This window comes from Zymomonas mobilis, assembly GCF_006715975.1.
Taxonomy (GTDB): Bacteria; Pseudomonadota; Alphaproteobacteria; order Sphingomonadales; family Sphingomonadaceae; genus Zymomonas; species Zymomonas mobilis_B.
On record NZ_VFOF01000001.1, the window covers coordinates 1,305,278 to 1,325,244 of the forward strand.

The window sequence follows — 19,967 nt, forward strand, 5'->3', positions numbered from 1 at the left end:
GCCATAACTTCAGAAAATATTAAAAACTGGCAGAATAAAGCTTTTTAAGCTTCAATGTTGTTTTAATTGGCATTAAAACTTTTCCATATGGAAAAAGTGTCTTTCGGTTTCACCGACGTTTCGCCTCAAGAAAAAACACATCTAGTTGGAGATGTCTTCCGTCGAGTAGCATCTCGCTATGATTTGATGAATGATGCCATGTCGGGTGGGCTTCATCGCTTATGGAAAGACGATTTTGTTCGCCTTGTCCAACCAAAGACAGGCGAACATATTCTTGATATGGCTGGGGGTACTGGCGATATTGCCTTCAGATTAGCAAAATACGGCGCAGATGTTACAGTTGCAGATATTAACCCTGCGATGCTGGAGGTTGGAAAAAAAAGAGCCATTGCACGGTCAATTCATAACCTTGTGTGGCAGGAGGAAGATGCCGAAACATTGTCTTTTGACGACAATGTTTTTGATGCTTACACAATAGCCTTTGGCATAAGAAACGTTACTCATATCCAAAAAGCCTTAGATGAAGCATTGCGTGTTTTAAAAGTTGGCGGCCGTTTTTTTTGCATGGAATTTTCCCAGACAAAATGGTCAGGTTTTTCTGATCTTTATAAGATATACTCCACCCATATTGTGCCCAAAATTGGTCAAATATTAGCGAATGATGAAGGTAGTTACCGCTATTTGGTTGAATCTATCGAGCGTTTTCCCAATATCGAAAAATTTGCTGATATGATTAAAACAGCGGGTTTTGTTCAAGTTCGTGCACGGCCTATTTTAGGTGGTTTAGTTGCTATACACAGCGGTTGGAAAGTGTAGCCAATGACATTGGCCGCTGTTCATCTTTACCGCCTATTTAGTTGGAGCCGAATTCTATCAAAGCATGGTGTGCTGAAACCGGCAGAAAAAGCTACAATTATTCCGGCATCATTGCGTTTTGCAATGCGACTAACCCGTTTAGGGAGCAAAGTGCCGACTCCTCCGGATTATGCGAGTGCTTTCGTCGCATTGGGGCCAGCCGCCATTAAATTTGGTCAGACTTTGGCAACAAGGCCAGACCTCATTGGTGAGGACACCGCCAATAGATTATCTTGCTTGCAAGATTCAGTCCTGCCAGTTCCGTTTGAGGATATTCGAAAAGTCATAGAAGATTCTCTGGGCTGTTCGATTGAAACATCATTTCGCTTTTTTAATGAGATTCCGATCGGCTCGGCATCTATCGCCCAAGTATATCAAGCAGAAACACATGAAGGCACGACTGTTGCGGTAAAAGTACTTCGTCCTGGAATAAAACAAGCCTTCCAGAAAGCGACAGAAACTTATGAATGGGCCGCTGACAAGATAGAATCCTTGAACGACGAATTTACAAGACTACGTCCCAAATTAGTAGTTAAGACTTTTCGTCAATGGACAGTACGTGAGCTAGATTTGAGACGAGAGGCGGCTTCAGCTTCTGAGCTAGCCGAAAATATGGCGGCGGAACCCAATTTTAAAGTGCCCGAAATAGATTGGAGCCGAACTTCCCAATCTATTATGACCATGCAATGGATTGATGGGATTAAGCTTTCAGACCGTCAAAAATTGATTGATGCAGGCTATGATCTCAAATCTTTGGCGCAATGCCTTGTTCATAGTTTTTTAAGACAGGCTATTGCGGATGGTTTTTTCCATGCAGATCTCCATCATGGCAATTTGTTTGTTTTAAAGGATGGTTCACTTGCCGTAGTCGATTTTGGCATTATGGGGAGAATTGACAGAAAAGCTAGGCGTTGGCTGGCTGAAATACTATACGGTCTTATTACCGGCAATTATGCCCGAATAGCTGAAATTCATTTTGAAGCCGGCTATGTCCCTCAGCATCATAGTATGGCAGAATTTACCACTGCATTACGTGCTATTGGTGAGCCGATCAGAGGCCTGTCAGTCAGCGATATTTCTATAAGCCATATGTTGGATGGGTTATTCGCAATAACGCGCGAATTTGATATGCCGACACAACCGCATCTTTTGCTTTTACAAAAAACAATGGTGGTCGTTGAAGGTGTCGCAACTTCTTTACACCCTGAAATTAACTTATGGGACACGGCCGAACCTTTTGTTAAAGAGTGGTTACGGGCAGAGCTAGGGCCAGAAGCGCATATTGCTGAACAATTTCATAAAACGATGCGCAGCATAAAGCGCATACCAGAGCTTATCGATCGGATTGATCAATATTATCCTCCCATGACTGTGGAAGACACACTCTATCCATCATCAGAAAAAATCGTGGTTAAGCCCAATTTAGATCGTTACGTTTTTAGCCTTATTTTGATTGCTTTCATCGTTGGGTTAATTATTGGCCATTACCAGTTTTTTAATCCTCACTTTTGAATCGGGATAATCTATGTCTTCTTTTTTGAACGGAAAGCGCATTCTGCTAATTGTTTCTGGCAGTATAGCGGCGGTTAAAGTACCAGACATGCTCCGTTTATTCCGAAAAGAAGACGCAGACATCCATTGTCTTGTCACAAAAGGCGGATCCCATTTTGTAACGCCTATGGCTCTTGCTAGCTTATCTGGTCATCCTGTGGCTCAGGATATATGGGACGAAAGTGAAGAAGCTTCTATCCGTCATATCCGCTTAGCAAGAGAAGCCGATATCATTATTGTTGCCCCCGCTTCGGCTGATTTTATTGCAAAAATGGCGAATGGTTTGGCGAATGATTTAGCATCGACTGTAGTTCTCGCAGCTGATAGCCCTGTGTTGGTAGCGCCTGCTATGAACCATCGAATGTGGCATCATCCAGCGACACAACGCAATATTGAACTACTAAAATCCGATGGAATACGTTTCATTGAGCCAGAAGAAGGTCCCATGGCTTGTGGTGAAACTGGGGTTGGGCGGCTGGCCGACCCATTAAAAATTGTATCATCGGCTAAATCAGCGTTATCATGCCAGTCTGCAAACAAAAACTTGGTAAATAAGCATTTTATTGTCACGGCAGGCCCGACACATGAACCCATTGACCCTGTCCGTTATTTAGCTAATCGCTCTTCGGGAAAACAAGGTTTTGCTATTGCTGCTGCACTACAGATGCTGGGTGCAAAAGTTACCTTAGTTACGGGCCCTGTTCATGAGGCCACTCCTGTGGGCGTTTATAGAGTCAAGGTTGAAACTGCAGTTCAGATGAAGGATGCGGTTGAGGCCGCATTACCTGCTGATGGCGCTATTTTTACAGCAGCTGTAGCAGATTGGAGATTACCTTTATCGGCATCAAAATATAAAAAAGACCAAGATCCGCCAGAATTGATGCTTATTGAAAATCCCGATATTTTATCAGAAGTGGCTCATAAAAAAGTAAATCGACCTACTTTAGTCATTGGTTTTGCAGCAGAATCAGAAAATTTATTAGAAAATGCGAGAAGCAAACTGCAGAAAAAAGGCTGTGACTGGATAATTGCAAATTCAGTTATTGAAACCAAAAATGCGCCATCCGCTATGGGTGGAGACTATAATCAAATTCATATCGTTACAGATGCAGGCGTTGAAAGCTGGGAAACCATGTCAAAAAAAGACATTGCATTAAAACTGACGGCAAAAATTGCGGATTACTTTAAGGCAGCCAACTGATATCGCCTCGCCTGTAACTTGGAATTAAACATCTGCGTGGCATAGAGGGATTTAATTTAATGAAAATAAAACTTGAGATAAAACGTTTACCTCATGGTGAAGAACTGCCGTTCCCTTCTTATGCAAGCGATGGTGCCGCTGGAATGGATGTTGTTTCAGCAGAGGATATTATCTTACAGCCGATGCAGCGTTATCCTGTCAAAACCGGTTTTACCGTTGCTATTCCAAAAGGCTATGAAATTCAGGTGCGGGCTAGATCTGGGCTTGCGTTAAAGCATGGCATTGCTTGCCCGAATGCGCCGGGAACGATTGATTCTGATTACCGCGGAGAAATTAAAATTCTTCTAGTTAATTTAGGAGTCGAAGCATTCGCAATTAAAAGAGGCGACCGGATTGCCCAGCTAATATTGGCACCAGTTACACAGGCTGAATTCTGTGAAGTCGCAGAGTTAGACAGTACCGAGCGTGGCCATAATGGATTTGGATCAACCGGAATATGACACTCACTGATAGCCAGCTTGATCGCTATGCCCGTCATATTGTTTTGCCTGAGATAGGCGGCAAAGGACAGAAACAATTATTATCTGCCCATGTTGCGATTGTCGGAGCAGGTGGAATTGGTTCTCCTGTTATCCAATATTTGGCAGCAGCAGGTGTTGGGCGCCTTACCATTATTGATAATGATGAGGTCTCATTATCGAACTTACAGCGGCAAACTTTATTCGCGACCCGTGATATCGGGGCGCATAAAGTCGCGATGGCGGCCAATGTTGTTCAACGCTTAAACCCAGACGTTAAAGTATTACCGTATGATCAAAAGCTGAATGCAGAAAATGCGGAAAAGCTGCTGGGACAGGCTGATGTTATTGTCGATGGCAGTGACAATTTCGGAACCCGTTTGGTTGTTAGTGATGTTGCAACTGAATTAAAGACCCCTTTGGTTTCTGCAGCGGTTATCCGATTTGAAGCGCAACTGGCTACTTTCAAAGGTTATGAAGCCGATAAGCCTTGCTATCGTTGTTTTGTCGGTGATGATCCCGGAGAGCCTGAAATGACCTGCTCGGCTCAAGGTGTATTGGGCGCATTGACTGGCGCGATCGGAAGCTTGGCTGCGATTGAGACCATCCGTTTAATTACGGGCTTTGGTTCTGAAAGTGGCGATAAATTATTATTGATCAATGCAAAGGATTTCCGGTTCAGAACTGTGTCTTTGAGCAAAGATCCAAATTGCCGTTGCAACCACGCCAAAAAATAAGAATGTTTTGATCTATCAGGATTGAGACTGTACTGATTACACCATTAGTAATGGCGGTAGCGCCGTTGTTGATGCGGGGTGTGATCGATAGAATTGGCATAGTGATAAACGGGGATAAGAAAAACGGGATAGCAAAACGCTATCCCGTTTTTGTTTTTATTCTGCCGGTTCGTTTTTTGCGGCAGGTATTTTGGACGCCGCCGCCTTTTTGGTGGTGGTCTTCTTGGTTGTGGTTGCCTTTTTAGCAGCAGGCTTCTTCGCGGCGGGTTTCTTGGCGGGGCTAGTTGAAGCCTCGCTCGCTTCCGACGCATCGGCATCGGAAGTTGCCGCTTTTTTAGTTGCTGTCTTTTTAGGGGCAGCTTTTTTGACCGTAGTCTTTTTGGCTGCAGTTTTCTTGGGGGCGGCCTTTTTGGTTTTTTTCTTTTTAGGCATCTTGGCGCGGGCTTCTAGCAGTGCCAAGGCTTCTTCAAAGGTGATGCTTTCGACCGTGCTGTCTTTGGGTAAAGAGGCATTAGTTTCGCCATCGGTGACATAGGGACCATAGCGACCGTCCATGAGTTGAACCGGCTTTTCTGTGACCGGACTGTCACCCAAAACCTTCAAAGGTTCGCGCGATGATGTCGCACCGGTACGACCCTTATTTTTCGCCGCTTCGGCCAGTTTTACAACAGCCTTGCTGATGTCGATGTCCAACAGCTCTTCAGTTGAGGACAAACGCGCATATTTGCCGTCACAATTCAGATAAGGGCCATAACGTCCGGTACCAGCGATAATCATTTTACCGCTTTCGGGATGGAGGCCGATCTCTCTTGGTAAGGACAGCAAGCGGGTAGCCAAAGAGAAATCAACTTCCCGTGGATTGACATCGCGGGGAACGGAAACGCGTTTAGCCTCTTTCCCTTCGCCAAGCTGGATATAGGGCCCAAAACGTCCTGTCCGGCGGGTGACTGCCCTTTCCTTGCGGGCTTCGTCTTCCTGCTTGGCCTGAGCCTCTTGGCGGCTATTTTCTCTCTGTTCGGCTGTGGCCGTTTTGTCTTCGCTATCAGCGTTGGGGACAGAGATCTTTTTCGTGGCAGGATCAGGATCAAAAGGTAGGTCTGTGGCTAAGGCCGCATTACCGGCAGAAGCGCTTTCCTTTTGATCTACCTTATCCGAGCCGCCGTTATTGTCGGCGTTTTCGTCTTCGGCATTTTCAGGGAGATAACCGAGAACGACCGGTTCGTTATCGTCAACGCCGTCTTCACCCTGTCCAAAGCCGCGCGTATATTTACATTCGGGATAATTGGAACAGGCGATAAAGGCTCCGAAGCGGCCGCCTTTCAGCGCAAGGCGGCCTGTATGACAGGACGGACATTCGCGCGGGTCGTGGCCGTCCCCTTTATCAGGGAATAACCAAGGTTCGAGGAATTTATCCAGCTCTGCCGTGATCGCAGAAGGCTGTTGTTCCATGACTTCGGCGGTTTTAGGTTTGAAGTCATGCCAGAAAGCGTCGAGCACTTTTTGCCAATCAGCCCGACCGCCGGAAATGTCATCAAGGCTATCTTCCAAGCCCGCCGTGAAGTCATAGCTGACATAGCGTTCAAAGAAGCGTTCGAGGAAAGCGGTCAGTAACCGTCCGGCTTCGCTCGGAATAAAGCGGTTCCGTTCAACCGTGACGTAAGAGCGGTCTTTTAGAACCTGAAGCACAGAAGCATAGGTCGAAGGGCGACCGATGCCCAAATCTTCCATTTTTTTGACCAAGCTTGCTTCTGAATAACGGGGCGGCGGTTGGGTAAAATGTTGATCGGCTTTGACTTCTTTTTTCAAAGGCGCATCGCCTGCCCGCAATAAAGGTAAACGGGCGCGGCCTTCTTTACCGTCACGATCATTGCCAGAAGCGTTGTCGTCGGCGCTTTCTTCGTAAAGAGTCAGGAAACCCGGGAAGAGAACGACCTGTCCCGTGACGCGGAGAACATTTTGTCCCGTGCCGTCCGTCAGATCAACCGTCGTCCGTTCCAGCCGAGCCGAGGACATCTGACTGGCAAGAGCGCGTTTCCAGATCAGTTGATAAAGACGGGCGTGATCGCCGCTGGCAGCTTTATCACGAGAGAAATCGGTCGGACGAATGGCCTCATGCGCCTCTTGGGCGTTTTTGGCTTTGACCTGATATTGTCTAGGTTTTTCAGGAATGAAGCCGCCGTCATACCGTTCGGTAATGGTTTTTCGGGCAGCGGCAATCGCGCCTTCATCCATCTGCACCCCGTCCGTCCGCATATAGGTAATCAGCCCTTCTTCATAAAGGCTTTGCGCGAGACGCATCGTATGACTGGCAGCGAAGCCAAGCTTGCGGGCGGCTTCCTGTTGCAGGGTTGAGGTCGTGAAGGGTGGCTGCGGATTACGGGAAACCGGTTTGGTTTCGACCTGCGAAACCGTGAACTGTCCGGCCTCGACATCGGATTTGGCGGCTTCCGCTTGCGCTTTATCGGCAATCGACAGCTTTTCAAGTTTGTTACCGCGCCATTGGATAAGCCGCGAAGTGAAGCTGATGCTGTCCGCTTCCATATCGGCTTCAACCGACCAATATTCTTGCGGTTTGAAGCCTTCTATTTCCTGTTCACGGTCAACGACCAGACGCAAAGCGACTGATTGCACCCGTCCGGCGGATTTGGCGCTGGGTAATTTCCGCCATAAAATCGGGGATAAGGTAAAACCGACCAGATAATCCAAGGCGCGGCGGGCAAGATAGGCATTAATCAAGTCGTTATCGAGTTGACGTGGATGCGCCATGGCATCGGTAACGGCGGGTTTGGTAATGGCGTTAAAGGTCACCCGTTCGACATGATCGGGTAATAATTTCCGCGTCTTTAACAATTCCATGACATGCCAACTGATCGCTTCCCCTTCGCGGTCAGGGTCAGTGGCGAGGATCAGACTGTCAGATTCTTTGACGGCATCTTCAATGGCCTTCAGGCGGTGCGCCTTGTCAGGATAATTTTGCCATACCATGGAAAAGCCATTGTCGGGATCGACGGAGCCGTCTTTGGAAGGTAAATCCCGGATGTGACCATAGGAGGCCAGCACCTGATAGCCAGGTCCGAGATATTTTTCGATAGTTTTGGCCTTGGCCGGTGATTCGACAACAACGAGTTTCATGATACTCCTGACCATTCCGCGCAATTTACGTCGGAGAGTGAGCCTTTTTTTCCATTATCAAAGGAAAAAAACCTTTGAAAAAATTATTAAGAAACAATGTTTGATCTATTCTCTATTCGCGGGGCGGAGTTGAAAGCAACAAAAAATCATTCAAAAAAGCAGACTTACCCGTCCGCCTGCATGACTTTCCAGCCGTCCCGCCAATTCCATTTCTAATAAGATGGTTTGGATTATGGCATTTTCCAGACCCGACTGTCGGATAAGTTCGTTAATACCAATAGGCGCTGCCCCAATCAGATTGTGAATTTTTTCACGATCTTTGGAAGAGACATCCGTGATAGAGGTAGAAGGCCGATAATTTATGGTGCCATTTTCGAGAGCAGAGAAGCGAGGTGAATCCAGCCTTCCTTCGGATGGCTTGTCGAAAATTTCGGCCAGAATGGAAACCGATTCTATAATCTGGTCACTATTTTGGATGAGGGTTGCCCCTTCCCTGATAAGCTGGTTACAGCCTTGGCTGCGCGCATCCATAGGGAAACCCGGAACAGCCATTACCTCTCGTCCGATCTCGGTTGCCAATTTAGCCGTAATAAGAGAGCCAGATTTTGGAGAGGCTTCCACCACCAAGACACCAAGCGCGATACCAGCAATAATCCGGTTTCTGGCTGGGAAATGGCGCGCTTTGGGTTCGGTTCCCGGCGGCATTTCGCTGACCACCAGTCCTTTTTCCGAAATATCATGCTGTAATTGTTGATTTTCAGGCGGGTAAAAGCTGTCGAGGCCGCCGCCAATGACGGCGATGGTTTTATTCACCCCAGCGCCATTATGCGCTGCCGTATCAATGCCCCGCGCCAGACCGGAAATAACCGGATAGCCTTTGGCAACCAGTTCGGAGGCGAGATCATGGGCGAAGCGACAGGCAGCAGCAGAGGCATTCCGCGCCCCCACCATCGCTATTGCCGGTTTTTGGAATAAACGCGGATTGCCCTTTACCAAGAGAACCGGCGGTGCATTATCCAATTGATCGAGAAGTGGCGGATAATAGGGCGTATGTCGGAAAATATAGCGCGCGCCCAAGGCCTTTACCTGCGCGATTTCTGCATCGATGCTTTTTTCAGATATTATTTTAGGGGCTTGTCCCCCGCCCCGTTTTGCCAGAAGCGGCACGGCCTTTAACGCCTCTTGTGGGGAGCGGTAACGCGTAATGAGGCGGTTATAGGTCACCGCCCCGATGCGGGGCGTGCGGATAAGTCGGAGCGAGGCGCGATAATCTTCTTCTGTATAGGCAGCGGAATGGGAGCGGGTCATAGCCTTGGCCTGTTTTGTTGAAGGAGGCTTCCCGTATATTTAAGAAAAGCCTTATTTTTTTTCGCCGATACGGCTTTCCTGTCCTGATAACAGCCGTTTGATATTATCGCGATGCCGCCATAATAATAAAACCGTCATGCAGCCAAATAGCGAAAGATAGGATTGTCGAATATCAGGTAAGGCACTGATAAAATAGATTGAAATGGTTGCCGCAATCGCGCCAGCCATACCGCCAACCGATGAATAACGGCTGATTTTTGCGGATAAAAGCCATGCAACCGCAAAGACAACACCGGATATCCACCATGTCGCAAAGGCAACCCCCAACATGGTTGCGACGCCCTTTCCGCCTCGAAATTTGAGCCAGACTGGATAGCAGTGACCGATAAAGGCTGCGCCCCCTGCGATAGCAGTAAAATCAGGAATACCGCCCGTGTGGCTGTAAAGATAATGGGCGATGCAGCGAGCCAGAAGCACTGCGACTGCCCCTTTTCCGATATCGAAGAATAGCGTTAAGGCCGCCAAGTCTTTCCGGCCTGTCCTCAGCACATTAGTCGCACCGATATTACCAGATCCGACTTGGCGGACATCGACGGAGCCGAGAAGACGGGCAAAGATCAGGCCGAAAGGCACCGATCCCAACAGATAGCCCATCAGAAAAATCAGTAATGTAGTGACCCCGATCGACATGGTTACGCCTTTATCATCCAAAATATGGTTCAAAATGGAAGCGTTAAAGCCGAATGAAAAAGGGAAAGCAAGGTCAATGATTTTTAGGCATGGCAACAAGCCTAATAAAAAAATCAAAAAAGCCCTTGATGTAAGACATGTATTTTAGATACCAATTAATTATCAAGATATTTTGATGATTTTTAAATTTACAACAAAGGATATTATTAATGATTAATTATATAAATGAAGAATCATTGCCAAATGAAGTAGAAGATTTTTCGTATTTAAATAAATTATCCCCAGAAATAGCAGAAGTAATTCTTCGAATCTCAACAAAATTTTGCCCGAATTGGTATCCGAATGTTGATAAAATAGCTATGTCGCCGGATTTATATGCAAATAAAATTATTCCAGCAGCATGGCGTATTGTTGATAGAAACGACAGGGAGGTTGAATTTCTCTTTTGGGGAGACAAAAAATTTTATCGTTAAGACTCTTAAAGTCGAATAGGCATTGGCCGGTATGGTAAGCCAACATAGGGAAATATTTGTGGCAAAAGATTTGAAGGCATAGATAATCTGATAAAAATATACGTCCTGTTCTATCTCTAATTTGGAGCGGCTTATGTCGAGCCTTGATGAGTATTTATGATGCCTGACAATACGAAAAGCACAAGCGTTCTTCTCCCGTCGGGATCATAACGGCTTATCAAATGTTATAGCTGCAACGCTACACTTTTGCAGCCTAGCTCCTCGGTTATTTTGCCTTTCACCTCATTTTCGATCTGCTCTTTGGCAAGGTATTTATCCTCTCCGAAGCTGAGGAAAGAAGACATTCATCAAAAATTTAATATTTGGCGCCCTGCGATTTTGTTTATTTTGGTTATTATTATCTGTTTTTAGACATTTTAGAATGTTATTATGTAATTATAGACAATATAAGAAAAAATAAGAACCTTTTTAAGGGATTCCTCTTTAGCCAAATGACAAAGGAGTCAGGACATGCCATCGATTGCAACCGATTTATTCCGCAGCAAAATTTTTACCTTATCGGTGGCGACTGCCTTTCTGGCTTTTATGGCAGCAGGTTTGATCTTTGCAGGGCTCCCCCTTCTTCTTTATGAAAAACTGGTATCCCATAGCGCTGCATTGTTTTTTATCCCTTGGTCTGTCGCGGCCTTTTTGATGGCATTCTTTGCAGGAGATCTTCGTCGCTACTGTTCTGCCGCTATGCTGGAAAGCATCGGATTGGTTTGTTTGGGATGTGGTATAAGCCTTATTGCCTTTATCCCTACCCATGCGCAGCCGATTTATATTATTGTAGCCATGGCCATAGCAGGCGGTGGCTTTGGTCTTGCCCAGTATTCTAACCAACATATTTTGATAGAAAGCACGCCTGCTACGCGGAGTCAGGAAGCGCGCAGGATTTTAAAAATATCTCATCTTTTGGGGATGATTATAGGCGGTCTGTTGGTTTTTGCTTTTTATCTTTATATACCGACTAAGAATGGTGCCGAAATTGTCTTGTCTTTGGGTGCTTTGATGGCCTTTTTGGCCAGTGTTATGAGTTTTTCAAGATTGTTGAAACTTGCCCATTCTTGAGGATAGAAGACCTTCATTTCAGGGATATAATTGGAAATTATGGCTACATCTCACCCTGTATTGGTTTTCGATTCCGGTATTGGCGGGTTGTCGGTTCTTTCTGCTTTGAGAAAAAGCTTGCCGGAAGCGCCTATCCTCTATGTGGCGGATAATGGTGGATTTCCCTATGGCACCAAAAGTGAAGCCGAAATTGCGACCCGCGTCCCTGCTTTATTGGGGCGGTTGGTGGAGCGCTACGACCCTGCCCTGTTAGTGATTGCCTGTAATACCGCCTCGACGATAGCTTTGCCCTTTGTGCGGTCGGCTTTGCAATTACCGGTGGTTGGCACGGTGCCTGCGATTAAACCGGCGGCAAAATTGTCAAAAAGCCATGTCATCGGAGTGTTGGGGACAGAGGCGACCATTCGTCAGCCCTATGTCGATCATTTATCGGAAGAATTTGCCAGCGATTGTAAGGTTATTCGGCAGGGTTCGGCCAATTTAGTGACCTTGGCAGAAGCCAAATTACGGGGCGAAAAGAGCAATCTGGCGCTTTATCAGCAGGAGCTGAACCGTCTATTGGAACAGCCGGAGGGCGGCCAGATTGATGTGGTTGTTTTGGCCTGCACCCATTTTCCTTTGGTCAAAGAAGAGTTGGAGGCGGTTGCGCCCCGCCCTCTTTTATTCATTGATGGCAGCGAAGGCATTGCGCGAAGAGCTCGATATCTGGCTGATGATTTGGCGAGTAAATGCGAATTAAAATCATTATGGCCGTTAAATGAGAATGAAAAAAACCAGCCAAACAATAAATTGCTTTACACCGCACCGACTGAAATTCTTGGTTGTTTTAAAGAGAATATTAAAAAGCAGGGATTAAACGAAATTGTCTTTCTCTGAAATCGACCAGATTATTTTGTTTTTTTCGTTTTTTCCCTAGTCTGATCTTTTATAGAGCGCTAAAAGCTTTTTTATATTCCTTCTTATAGTCGGGCTGTTGTCCAAGCCTCTTTCGTCAAAAGGAGCTATCCTTTGGATTATAAACATATTTTCAGCCAAGCGATTGAGCGCCTGCATAAAGAAGGCCGCTATCGTGTGTTTATCGATATTTTGCGGAATAAAGGCCATTTTCCAAATGCCCGTTGTTTTGCCGGTCATAATGGCCCAACCCCGATAACGGTTTGGTGTTCCAATGACTATTTGTCGATGGGACAGAATCCCGAAGTTATTTCGGCGATGGAAGAGGCCTTGAATAACGTCGGTGCTGGTTCCGGTGGCACCCGCAATATCAGCGGCACGACCCATTATCATAGTGAGTTGGAAGCTGAATTAGCCGAATGGCACGGCAAAGAAGCGGCGTTGACCTTTACATCTGGTTTCGTTTCCAATGAAGCGACACTATCTACGATTGCCAAGGTTTTACCCGGTTGCGTTATCTTTTCCGACGAATTGAACCATGCGTCTATGATCGCTGGTATCCGCAATTCACGCTGTGAAAAACGGATATATCGTCATAACGATCTGGCACATTTGGAAGAATTGCTGGCCGCAGAAAGCCCCGACGTTCCGAAATTGATCGCTTTTGAAAGCGTCTATTCAATGGAAGGTGACGTGGCACCGATCGAGGCCATTTGTGACCTTGCCGATAAATATAATGCCCTCACCTATTTGGATGAAGTCCATGCGGTTGGCATGTATGGCCCAAGAGGTGCTGGTATTGCTGATCGCGATGGCTTGGCCGACCGTTTGACCATTATCGAAGGCACTTTGGCAAAGGCCATTGGTGTTATGGGGGGATATATCGCCGCCGATCAGTTGATCGTCGATGTTATCCGTTCCTATGCACCGGGCTTTATTTTCTCGACATCATTGGCACCTGTTTTGGCCGCCGGTGCTTTGGCGAGTATTCGCCATTTGAAAATTTCTTCAGCCGAGCGTGATAGCCAGCAAAAGCATGCTGCCTTGTTAAAGCAGTTGTTTAAGGATGCCGGATTGCCGGTTATGTCGACGACGACCCATATCGTCCCGTTATTTGTTGGTGACGCGGTTAAGACCAAGCGGATTTCCGATATTCTGTTGAATGAATATGGTGCCTATGTTCAGCCGATCAATTTCCCGACGGTTCCGCGTGGCACTGAACGGCTGCGTTTCACGCCTGGCCCGACCCATAGCGAGGCGATGTTGCGTGAATTAACACAATCTTTAGTCGCAATTTGGCATCGTCTTGATATGCGTTTTGCCGCATAATTTATTATTTTATTCTAATTTTTGTTAAAAATTATAAAAAACCGGCCTGTTTTTTGCATTCAGGTCGGTTTTTTATGCTTTCGACTACGGCAAATGGTTTTCATTCTTGATTGAAGCGCTTAGAAAGAACGCGCTTGACTGCCTGAAAGGGCTTGCTTTCTGGAATTTTATCTTGCTGGATAAAAGAACAGACAAGGTTTGACTTGGGGAAAATTAGGTGACCTCTGCTGTGCCTTCAAATACGAAAAAAAAGCTGGTGATCGCGTCTGATCACGCAGCATTCGAATTCAAATCAACTTTGATCACCTGGCTGAAAGAGCTTGGTCATGAGGTCGAAGATTTGGGCCCTCATGAAAATCATTCAGTCGATTATCCCGATTACGGTTATAAGTTGGCTCAGGCTATTGCGGATAAAAAAGGCGATTTTGGTATTGCCTTATGTGGTTCCGGCATTGGTATTTCGATCGCCGTTAACCGTCATCCTGCCGCCCGTTGTGCTTTGATTACCGATAACCTTTCGGCGCGTTTGTCGAGAGAGCATAATAATGCCAATGTTATCGCTATGGGTGCCAGATTGACCGGTATTGAAACCGCTAAAGATTGTATTTTGGCCTTCCTTGCGACGCCGTTTGGTGGTGAACGCCATGTTCGCCGCATCGACAAACTTTCGAATCCTCAGTTCAATATCTAGTTTAAGGTTTTATCCTCTATGACTAAAGAAACGGCATCTTTCTTCACGGATCGTTTGGCTGCGGCTGATCCGGATGTTTCAACCGCCATTGGGCATGAGCTGAACCGTCAGCGCAAGCAGATCGAATTGATCGCTTCTGAAAATATTGTCAGCCGCGCAGTTCTGGAAGCACAGGGTTCGGTTTTCACCAATAAATATGCTGAAGGCTATCCCGGCAAGCGTTACTATCAGGGCTGTGCGCCTTCTGATGAAATTGAATCGCTGGCGATTGATCGCGCCAAGAAATTATTCGGTAGCGAATTCGTCAATGTTCAGCCGCATTCCGGTGCGCAGGCTAATGGTGCTGTCCTTTTGGCCGTTGCCAAGCCCGGTGATACCATTATGGGTCTGTCTTTGGATGCCGGTGGACATTTGACCCATGGTGCCAAGGCTGCAATGTCTGGCAAGTGGTTCAATGCGGTTCAGTATGCGGTCGATCCTGAAACCCAGTTGATTGATTACGATCAGGTGCGTGATCTGGCTCTGAAAAACAAACCGCGCGTTATTATCGCCGGTGGTTCTGCCTACCCCCGTCACATTGATTTTGCGTTCTTCCGTAAGGTGGCTGATGAAGTCGGCGCAACCTTTATGGTGGATATGGCGCATTTTGCCGGTTTGGTTGCCGGTGGCATGCATCCGTCACCTGTGCCGCATGCGCATATCACGACGACAACCACGCATAAGACCTTGCGTGGCCCGCGCGGTGGTATGATTTTGACCGATGATCCGGCCTTGGCAAAGAAGATCAACTCTGCGGTATTTCCCGGAATGCAGGGTGGCCCTCTGATGCATGTTATCGCAGCAAAAGCAGTTGCTTTTGGTGAAGCTTTGCAGCCTTCTTTCAAAGAATATGCAAAAGCCGTCGTAGAAAATGCTCAGGCATTGGCAGCTCGTTTGAAAGAACGGGGTAGCGATCTGGTTACAGGCGGCACCGATACGCATTTGGCTCTGGTTGATCTGCGTCCGTTGAACATTACTGGCCGCGATGCCGATTGTGCTTTGGAACGGGCAGGCATTACCTGCAATAAGAATGGTATTCCTTTTGATCCGTTACCGCCGGTTAAAACCTCTGGTATCCGTTTGGGTTCACCGGCCGCCACAACCCGTGGTTTCCGTAAAGCTGAATTCCTTCAGGTTGCCGATATGATCGCTGATGTGCTTGATGCTTTGAGCAGCAAGGGCGAAAATGGCGATCAGGCTGTCGAAGCCGCTGTCCGTCAGCGCGTCGAAGCTCTGTGCGATCGTTTCCCTCTTTATCCGGAACTTTAATCTCTTGCGTTGTCCTTTTTGCTCTTGTGATAATAGCCAAGTAAAAGATAGTCGCCCTACTGAAGATGGGGCGGCTATCCGGCGGCGGCGTCAATGCGACCGTTGTGGTGCGCGTTTCACGACGTTTGAACGCATCCATATGCGGGATATTGTGGTTATTAAAAAAGATAACCACCGTCAGCCTTTCGATCGCAATAAGTTGATCCGATCGGTTTCGATTGCTTGTCGTAAACGGCCTATTTCGCCGGATCAGATTGAACTTTTGGTCAATACGATCCAGCACCAGATTGAGACATCTGGCGAGGGTGAAATTACCGCTGTTCGCTTGGGTGAAATGACGATGGAAGGATTGAGAACGCTTGATAGCGTTGCCTATATCCGCTTTGCCAGCGTCTATAAGGACTTTACCGAAGCGCGAGATTTTGAAGATTTTTCCCGATCTGTCCAATCCGTCATCAAAGCGGTGAAAGAATGAGCCAATCTGTGCCTGCTATTATCCTTGTCCGCCCTCAGCTTGGCGAAAATATAGGCAAAGCGGCAAGAGCGATGCTCAATTTCGGGTTGGATGATCTGCGGCTGGTTGCGCCTCGCGATGGATGGCCTAATCCGTCGGCGGGGCCTGCTGCAAGTGGCGCAGATCGAGTGTTGCAACAGGCGCGGGTTTTCTCGACGGTTGCAGAAGCGGTCGCGGATTGCGCTCATGTCTATGCAACGACGGTTCGTAAGCGTGGCGTGACCAAGCCGGTTATGACGCCAGAAGTAGCAGCGCAGACTATCCATGGTCAAGAAGGCGGTGTTGGCATTCTATTTGGTCCCGAAAGAGCGGGTCTTGAAACCGACGATGTTGCCTTGGCGCGGACAATTATTACAGTTCCGGTTAATCCTGAATTTTCAAGTTTGAATTTGGCGCAGGCTGTTATTTTGGTCGCTTATGAGTGGTCAAAAGGCAAAACTTTGGCGCAACCGACCAAAGTTGAAATGGAGCCCCCTGCCCCGCAGGAAGAATTAGAAGGCATGATCGAGCATCTTGAAATGTTGCTCGACAGAAATGGCTATTTTTTCCCGACGCCTCGTATTCCGACGATCAAGAGGACGTTGCGCACGCTTTTGACTAAGCCATCTTGGAATAGCATGGAAATACGGACTTTGAGAGGCGTGTTATCGACTTTGGATAAGCCAAGACATAACGCTCATGTTGAAGAAGTTGAAAGCGAAAGTTAGATTTTCTTGTAAGGTTGGGCTTTAACTTTAAGGTTATTTCTTTAGTCTTTTGAAAACAAAGTTAAAGGTGACGATACCTAAGGCCAAAAAGAACAATACGACAGAAGAGGTAGAAATATCTCGATGGGGCGCCGGATCAAAGGGATCTGGCTGTTCGGTCATATTGGTTTGATTTGATTGCGCAGGCATAGAGTTATCGGCCAATTTCGATTTTCCTGATTGTCAAAAATGACCTGCCTTTACCATTTTTAGTAGAGAGAAGCTAATCCGGTGTTGGAAGATTATTCCTCTACCGGAAGATTGTCAACGCGTTGAATCGCAAGACGGTAAGTCTCGTAGAAATATTCGCTGGTTTGGGTAATATCTTGGTAAAGGCGCACGGCTCTATCTTCTGCGCGGAAGAATTCTTCTTCTGTCAGAAGGCCTTTTTCCCATGCTTCTTCGAGAAGCGCAAAATTCTGCATCAAGGCAGGTGGAAAATCAGAACTGTAGCAGTTCACGTCATGCGGAATAACCGGCTGATTGAGAGGTGGTCTTTCCACAATATGTTTTTTCGTTTTCACACCTAAAAAATATAAAAGCTTCTGTATTAAATTCATATTTCCACCCTTTTTTAAAAAATGATTTAAGGGATGATTAGTTGCTCTATATCCGAAATGGGTTACAGAAAAATGGCGATTATGGAGGTAAATGCAATTAAACTTTTAACGGCATTTATCACCAAGATGTGATGATAAATTATTTTTAGAACATTGTTTAAAAAATATCTCTCGCTGGCGGATTTATTCTTTTAGGAAAAAATCTAGCTAGAAGCATTTTTCAGAAATAGATTATTTTAAAATTTTATAATTAACAATGCATAAAAAATGGAATACTATTACCAATTATGGGAGTGGTAACATATCCGTTGTAAAATTCAGTTATCAAAGATGGCTTTATAGAGGTTAATACGGTGATGACTTCTCAAGTAATATCGCTGAAATTTGATGTTGTGGTAGCCTTTCTTGCGATTATACAAAATATATTTTTACTTTTTTAGATATAATCTAAATAAAATTGTCATAAAAATATAATTAATTAGGATATTATTAATATAATACTATTCAGTGTAAATATAAGGGTGGGGGATATTTTCATGAACAATTTTTTCATGAGTAGAATGAAAGAAAGGTTAAGTTTTTCCAGAGACTCTGTTCAGAAAATAGCGACCATTCTGCCCTATTTTATTTTTTTATTGTCGCTATACGTAACGGCTGCCGTGATATTAGATATCAACCCTAAAATGAGATATCCTTTATTGGGATCGAGACTATATATCGGTATTTTCGGTATCGCCGCAGACCTAACGGCTATTATTTTATTAGCAATGATATCAATATTTTTTTCGATATTCCAGTTTACCGGGAAAAATGTCTTAGATAATAGTGGTAATAATATGCAAAAATCTATTTTGCATATGCCTGCTTTTATGTTCTTTGGAATCGGTCAAATTTGTTTAGTTTTTCTTACATTCAAGTAAAATGATATTTTCATTTTTGAGTGAAAATACATTGTATAAAGACATGTAACGTCTGATGGCTTTTCGACATAAGCGCAAAGTTATTCGAGATAACGGCTTTCGATCATTAGAAAGTGGATTTTTAAGCCTGTCTGCTTTTGAAAATTTTGGCAGAGAGGGTGTCTTTCTAAAGTCATATTTTTTTCAGGCTGATTTTTTGGTTGTGATAGCGCGACTGTATGCTGCTTTGCTTCCCGACATTGAGAGGCCAATAGTCTTAAAAATAAGGTGATTTTCAGTTATTTTTTAAGACCATCTCTACGACTATTTCATTTTTTTGAGAAAGAAGGCAGGAAGAGTGTTTTTCTGCCGTTTTGATGGGCTGTTTAAATGTGGGTTGTCTTGATGTTGCAGAGCGCAACCCAGCTTTCCCTAAAGAGAATTAGGGATTTTCAGGTTGCGAGGAAAGCAATATGTTTTTTTGAATCGCAACAGCATTCTTTATAATTTGCAGAAGCCATAAAAGCGCGGCATCACTTTTTGAAGTATGGCGCATGGTGGCGATGATCGGGTAGTTTCCTAGATCTAATGGGGCTTCGAATAATTTTAAGCCCGTATATCGAGCAATGCTGATCGCGGCATGGCTTGGAATAGTGGTTATTGTTTTTGCGCCCAACAAGAAAGGCGGCAAGGCGGCAAAATGGGTCAAGGCGGTCTGAACCTGTCGGGATAAGCCCAGAATTGACAGCGCTTCATCTACGAGGCCGTCACGCCCCGAATAAGAAACCAAAACATGCGGGAGTGAGAGATAGTCATCCAAACTGGGCTGTGTCGTAAAACCGCAAATTTCGGCATCACACAAGCAGGCATAGCCCCCTTCCCCGATGATTTCTTGTGATAGCCCACGATGAGCAAGGGGTGCGGTGACAATAGCAAGGTCGATATCGCCATTTTCAAGCATCTGGCGGGCGATGTAACGGTTGGTTTGCCGATAAAGGATAGAGGCATTGGGCGCTATTTCGCGCATTTTTTTAGAGATTTCCGCCCCAAGCGCTAATTGGAAATCATCAGACATACCGATAGAAAAATGGCGATTACATTGAGGCGGGTCGAAATGCTTTCCCGACGTAAAGGCTTGGTGAATGAGGGCAGCGCCATCCGATAGCGATTCAACCATATCTATCGCGCGTTGGGTGGGTTCCATCCCCTGCCTTGTTCGAACGAAGAGAACGTCACCGGCAGCTTGCCTTAAGCGGCTGAGAGCGGCGCTTACAGCGGATTGACTTAAAGAAAGACGTGTAGCCGCCTTGGTGACGCTTCTTTCATGCCACAGCGCCAAAAAGGTAATGATCAGATTAAAATCAAAGCGGGTAATATCAGTCATATCGATTTTACGCATCATATCATTCAATTTGAATGATATCATTACCAAGCGCAATATTTTCGACAGC

Annotated in this window: 20 protein-coding genes; 14 read left to right on the forward strand and 6 right to left on the reverse strand. The window is 45.8% G+C overall.

The genetic code is table 11. The features are described 5' to 3' along the window. Positions 1 to 87: 87 nt before the first annotated feature. The 5 genes from FBY58_RS05710 to FBY58_RS05730 are packed head-to-tail and all read left to right on the forward strand — an operon-like array spanning position 88 to position 4,862. Positions 88 to 816, forward strand: coding sequence for a ubiquinone/menaquinone biosynthesis methyltransferase (locus FBY58_RS05710; protein ID WP_141920631.1), 729 nt, complete (start codon positions 88 to 90; stop codon positions 814 to 816). A gap of 3 nt (positions 817 to 819) precedes the next feature. Then, positions 820 to 2,367 carry a 2-polyprenylphenol 6-hydroxylase gene (ubiB, locus tag FBY58_RS05715; protein ID WP_141919891.1) on the forward strand — a complete coding sequence of 516 codons (1,548 nt, stop codon included), beginning with the start codon at positions 820 to 822 and terminating at the stop codon, positions 2,365 to 2,367. Positions 2,368 to 2,380: 13 nt separating this feature from the next. Next, positions 2,381 to 3,607 carry a bifunctional phosphopantothenoylcysteine decarboxylase/phosphopantothenate--cysteine ligase CoaBC gene (gene coaBC / locus FBY58_RS05720; RefSeq protein ID WP_141919892.1) on the forward strand — a complete coding sequence of 409 codons (1,227 nt, stop codon included), beginning with the start codon at positions 2,381 to 2,383 and terminating at the stop codon, positions 3,605 to 3,607. Positions 3,608 to 3,666: 59 nt separating this feature from the next. Next, entirely contained in the window at positions 3,667 to 4,107 is a 441-nt protein-coding gene (gene dut / locus FBY58_RS05725; protein WP_141919893.1) for a dUTP diphosphatase, read from the forward strand. Further along, positions 4,104 to 4,862: a HesA/MoeB/ThiF family protein gene (locus FBY58_RS05730; RefSeq protein ID WP_141919894.1), complete on the forward strand. Its 759-nt coding sequence runs from the start codon at positions 4,104 to 4,106 to the stop codon at positions 4,860 to 4,862. Before dut ends, FBY58_RS05730 begins: the two co-directional genes overlap by 4 nt. Positions 4,863 to 5,018: 156 nt before the next feature. Here the strand turns inward: FBY58_RS05730 and topA are convergent, their stop codons facing one another. The 3 genes from topA to plsY all read right to left on the reverse strand — a co-directional run bounded on the left by topA (position 5,019) and on the right by plsY (position 9,992). Next, entirely contained in the window at positions 5,019 to 8,009 is a 2,991-nt protein-coding gene (gene topA, locus FBY58_RS05735) for a type I DNA topoisomerase (protein WP_409373535.1), read from the reverse strand. A gap of 135 nt (positions 8,010 to 8,144) precedes the next feature. Then, the gene (gene dprA, locus FBY58_RS05740; RefSeq protein WP_141919896.1) at positions 8,145 to 9,302 is read right to left on the reverse strand and encodes a DNA-processing protein DprA; all 1,158 of its coding nucleotides are present in this window, start codon (positions 9,300 to 9,302) and stop codon (positions 8,145 to 8,147) included. 51 nt (positions 9,303 to 9,353) lie between these two features. Beyond that, positions 9,354 to 9,992 carry a glycerol-3-phosphate 1-O-acyltransferase PlsY gene (plsY, locus tag FBY58_RS05745; RefSeq protein WP_141920632.1) on the reverse strand — a complete coding sequence of 213 codons (639 nt, stop codon included), beginning with the start codon at positions 9,990 to 9,992 and terminating at the stop codon, positions 9,354 to 9,356. A 209-nt stretch (positions 9,993 to 10,201) separates the two neighbouring features. Between plsY and FBY58_RS05750 the strand changes: the two genes are divergently transcribed. The 8 genes from FBY58_RS05750 (at position 10,202) to FBY58_RS05785 (ending at position 17,018) form a co-directional block, all read left to right on the forward strand. Next, on the forward strand, positions 10,202 to 10,465 hold the full coding sequence (locus tag FBY58_RS05750) for a hypothetical protein (protein ID WP_141919897.1): 264 nt from the start codon (positions 10,202 to 10,204) through the stop codon (positions 10,463 to 10,465). Positions 10,466 to 10,975: 510 nt separating this feature from the next. After that, on the forward strand, positions 10,976 to 11,575 hold the full coding sequence (locus tag FBY58_RS05755; protein WP_141919898.1) for an MFS transporter: 600 nt from the start codon (positions 10,976 to 10,978) through the stop codon (positions 11,573 to 11,575). A 39-nt stretch (positions 11,576 to 11,614) separates the two neighbouring features. After that, complete coding sequence (gene murI / locus FBY58_RS05760) at positions 11,615 to 12,451, forward strand: glutamate racemase (RefSeq protein ID WP_141919899.1); 837 nt, start codon at positions 11,615 to 11,617, stop codon at positions 12,449 to 12,451. Positions 12,452 to 12,583: 132 nt separating this feature from the next. Next, positions 12,584 to 13,798: a 5-aminolevulinate synthase gene (hemA, locus tag FBY58_RS05765; RefSeq protein WP_141919900.1), complete on the forward strand. Its 1,215-nt coding sequence runs from the start codon at positions 12,584 to 12,586 to the stop codon at positions 13,796 to 13,798. 217 nt (positions 13,799 to 14,015) lie between these two features. Continuing rightward, complete coding sequence (gene rpiB, locus FBY58_RS05770) at positions 14,016 to 14,489, forward strand: ribose 5-phosphate isomerase B (protein ID WP_141919901.1); 474 nt, start codon at positions 14,016 to 14,018, stop codon at positions 14,487 to 14,489. 18 nt (positions 14,490 to 14,507) lie between these two features. Then, the gene (gene glyA, locus FBY58_RS05775; protein WP_141919902.1) at positions 14,508 to 15,797 is read left to right on the forward strand and encodes a serine hydroxymethyltransferase; all 1,290 of its coding nucleotides are present in this window, start codon (positions 14,508 to 14,510) and stop codon (positions 15,795 to 15,797) included. A gap of 4 nt (positions 15,798 to 15,801) precedes the next feature. Continuing rightward, a complete protein-coding gene (nrdR, locus tag FBY58_RS05780; RefSeq protein WP_141919903.1) occupies positions 15,802 to 16,272 on the forward strand; it encodes a transcriptional regulator NrdR in 471 nt (156 codons plus the stop codon). Further along, the gene (locus tag FBY58_RS05785; RefSeq protein WP_141919904.1) at positions 16,269 to 17,018 is read left to right on the forward strand and encodes an RNA methyltransferase; all 750 of its coding nucleotides are present in this window, start codon (positions 16,269 to 16,271) and stop codon (positions 17,016 to 17,018) included. Before nrdR ends, FBY58_RS05785 begins: the two co-directional genes overlap by 4 nt. A gap of 33 nt (positions 17,019 to 17,051) precedes the next feature. On the opposite strand, the gene FBY58_RS09330 is transcribed toward FBY58_RS05785, so the two are convergent. Then, positions 17,052 to 17,222, reverse strand: coding sequence for a hypothetical protein (locus FBY58_RS09330; protein ID WP_185738176.1), 171 nt, complete (start codon positions 17,220 to 17,222; stop codon positions 17,052 to 17,054). Positions 17,223 to 17,299: 77 nt separating this feature from the next. Continuing rightward, positions 17,300 to 17,617 carry a hypothetical protein gene (locus tag FBY58_RS05790; RefSeq protein ID WP_141919905.1) on the reverse strand — a complete coding sequence of 106 codons (318 nt, stop codon included), beginning with the start codon at positions 17,615 to 17,617 and terminating at the stop codon, positions 17,300 to 17,302. Between the two features lie 551 nt (positions 17,618 to 18,168). Here FBY58_RS05790 and FBY58_RS05795 point away from each other — a divergent pair. Further along, positions 18,169 to 18,537 (forward strand): hypothetical protein, encoded by a 369-nt coding sequence (locus FBY58_RS05795; RefSeq protein WP_141919906.1) that lies wholly within the window; start codon positions 18,169 to 18,171, stop codon positions 18,535 to 18,537. Positions 18,538 to 18,958: 421 nt separating this feature from the next. Here the strand turns inward: FBY58_RS05795 and FBY58_RS05800 are convergent, their stop codons facing one another. Beyond that, a complete protein-coding gene (locus FBY58_RS05800; RefSeq protein ID WP_141919907.1) occupies positions 18,959 to 19,918 on the reverse strand; it encodes a LysR family transcriptional regulator in 960 nt (319 codons plus the stop codon). Positions 19,919 to 19,967: the final 49 nt, after the last annotated feature.

Coding starts and splice junctions, on each gene's coding strand:
- FBY58_RS05710 (WP_141920631.1), top strand. CDS start 88: ATGGAAAAAGTGTCTTTCGGTTTCACCGACGTTTCGCCTCAAGAAAAA.
- ubiB (WP_141919891.1), top strand. CDS start 820: ATGACATTGGCCGCTGTTCATCTTTACCGCCTATTTAGTTGGAGCCGA.
- coaBC (WP_141919892.1), top strand. CDS start 2,381: ATGTCTTCTTTTTTGAACGGAAAGCGCATTCTGCTAATTGTTTCTGGC.
- dut (WP_141919893.1), top strand. CDS start 3,667: ATGAAAATAAAACTTGAGATAAAACGTTTACCTCATGGTGAAGAACTG.
- FBY58_RS05730 (WP_141919894.1), top strand. CDS start 4,104: ATGACACTCACTGATAGCCAGCTTGATCGCTATGCCCGTCATATTGTT.
- topA (WP_409373535.1), bottom strand. CDS start 8,009: ATGGTCAGGAGTATCATGAAACTCGTTGTTGTCGAATCACCGGCCAAG.
- dprA (WP_141919896.1), bottom strand. CDS start 9,302: ATGACCCGCTCCCATTCCGCTGCCTATACAGAAGAAGATTATCGCGCC.
- plsY (WP_141920632.1), bottom strand. CDS start 9,992: ATGTCGATCGGGGTCACTACATTACTGATTTTTCTGATGGGCTATCTG.
- FBY58_RS05750 (WP_141919897.1), top strand. CDS start 10,202: ATGATTAATTATATAAATGAAGAATCATTGCCAAATGAAGTAGAAGAT.
- FBY58_RS05755 (WP_141919898.1), top strand. CDS start 10,976: ATGCCATCGATTGCAACCGATTTATTCCGCAGCAAAATTTTTACCTTA.
- murI (WP_141919899.1), top strand. CDS start 11,615: ATGGCTACATCTCACCCTGTATTGGTTTTCGATTCCGGTATTGGCGGG.
- glyA (WP_141919902.1), top strand. CDS start 14,508: ATGACTAAAGAAACGGCATCTTTCTTCACGGATCGTTTGGCTGCGGCT.
- FBY58_RS05785 (WP_141919904.1), top strand. CDS start 16,269: ATGAGCCAATCTGTGCCTGCTATTATCCTTGTCCGCCCTCAGCTTGGC.
- FBY58_RS05790 (WP_141919905.1), bottom strand. CDS start 17,617: ATGAATTTAATACAGAAGCTTTTATATTTTTTAGGTGTGAAAACGAAA.
- FBY58_RS05795 (WP_141919906.1), top strand. CDS start 18,169: ATGAGTAGAATGAAAGAAAGGTTAAGTTTTTCCAGAGACTCTGTTCAG.
- FBY58_RS05800 (WP_141919907.1), bottom strand. CDS start 19,918: ATGATGCGTAAAATCGATATGACTGATATTACCCGCTTTGATTTTAAT.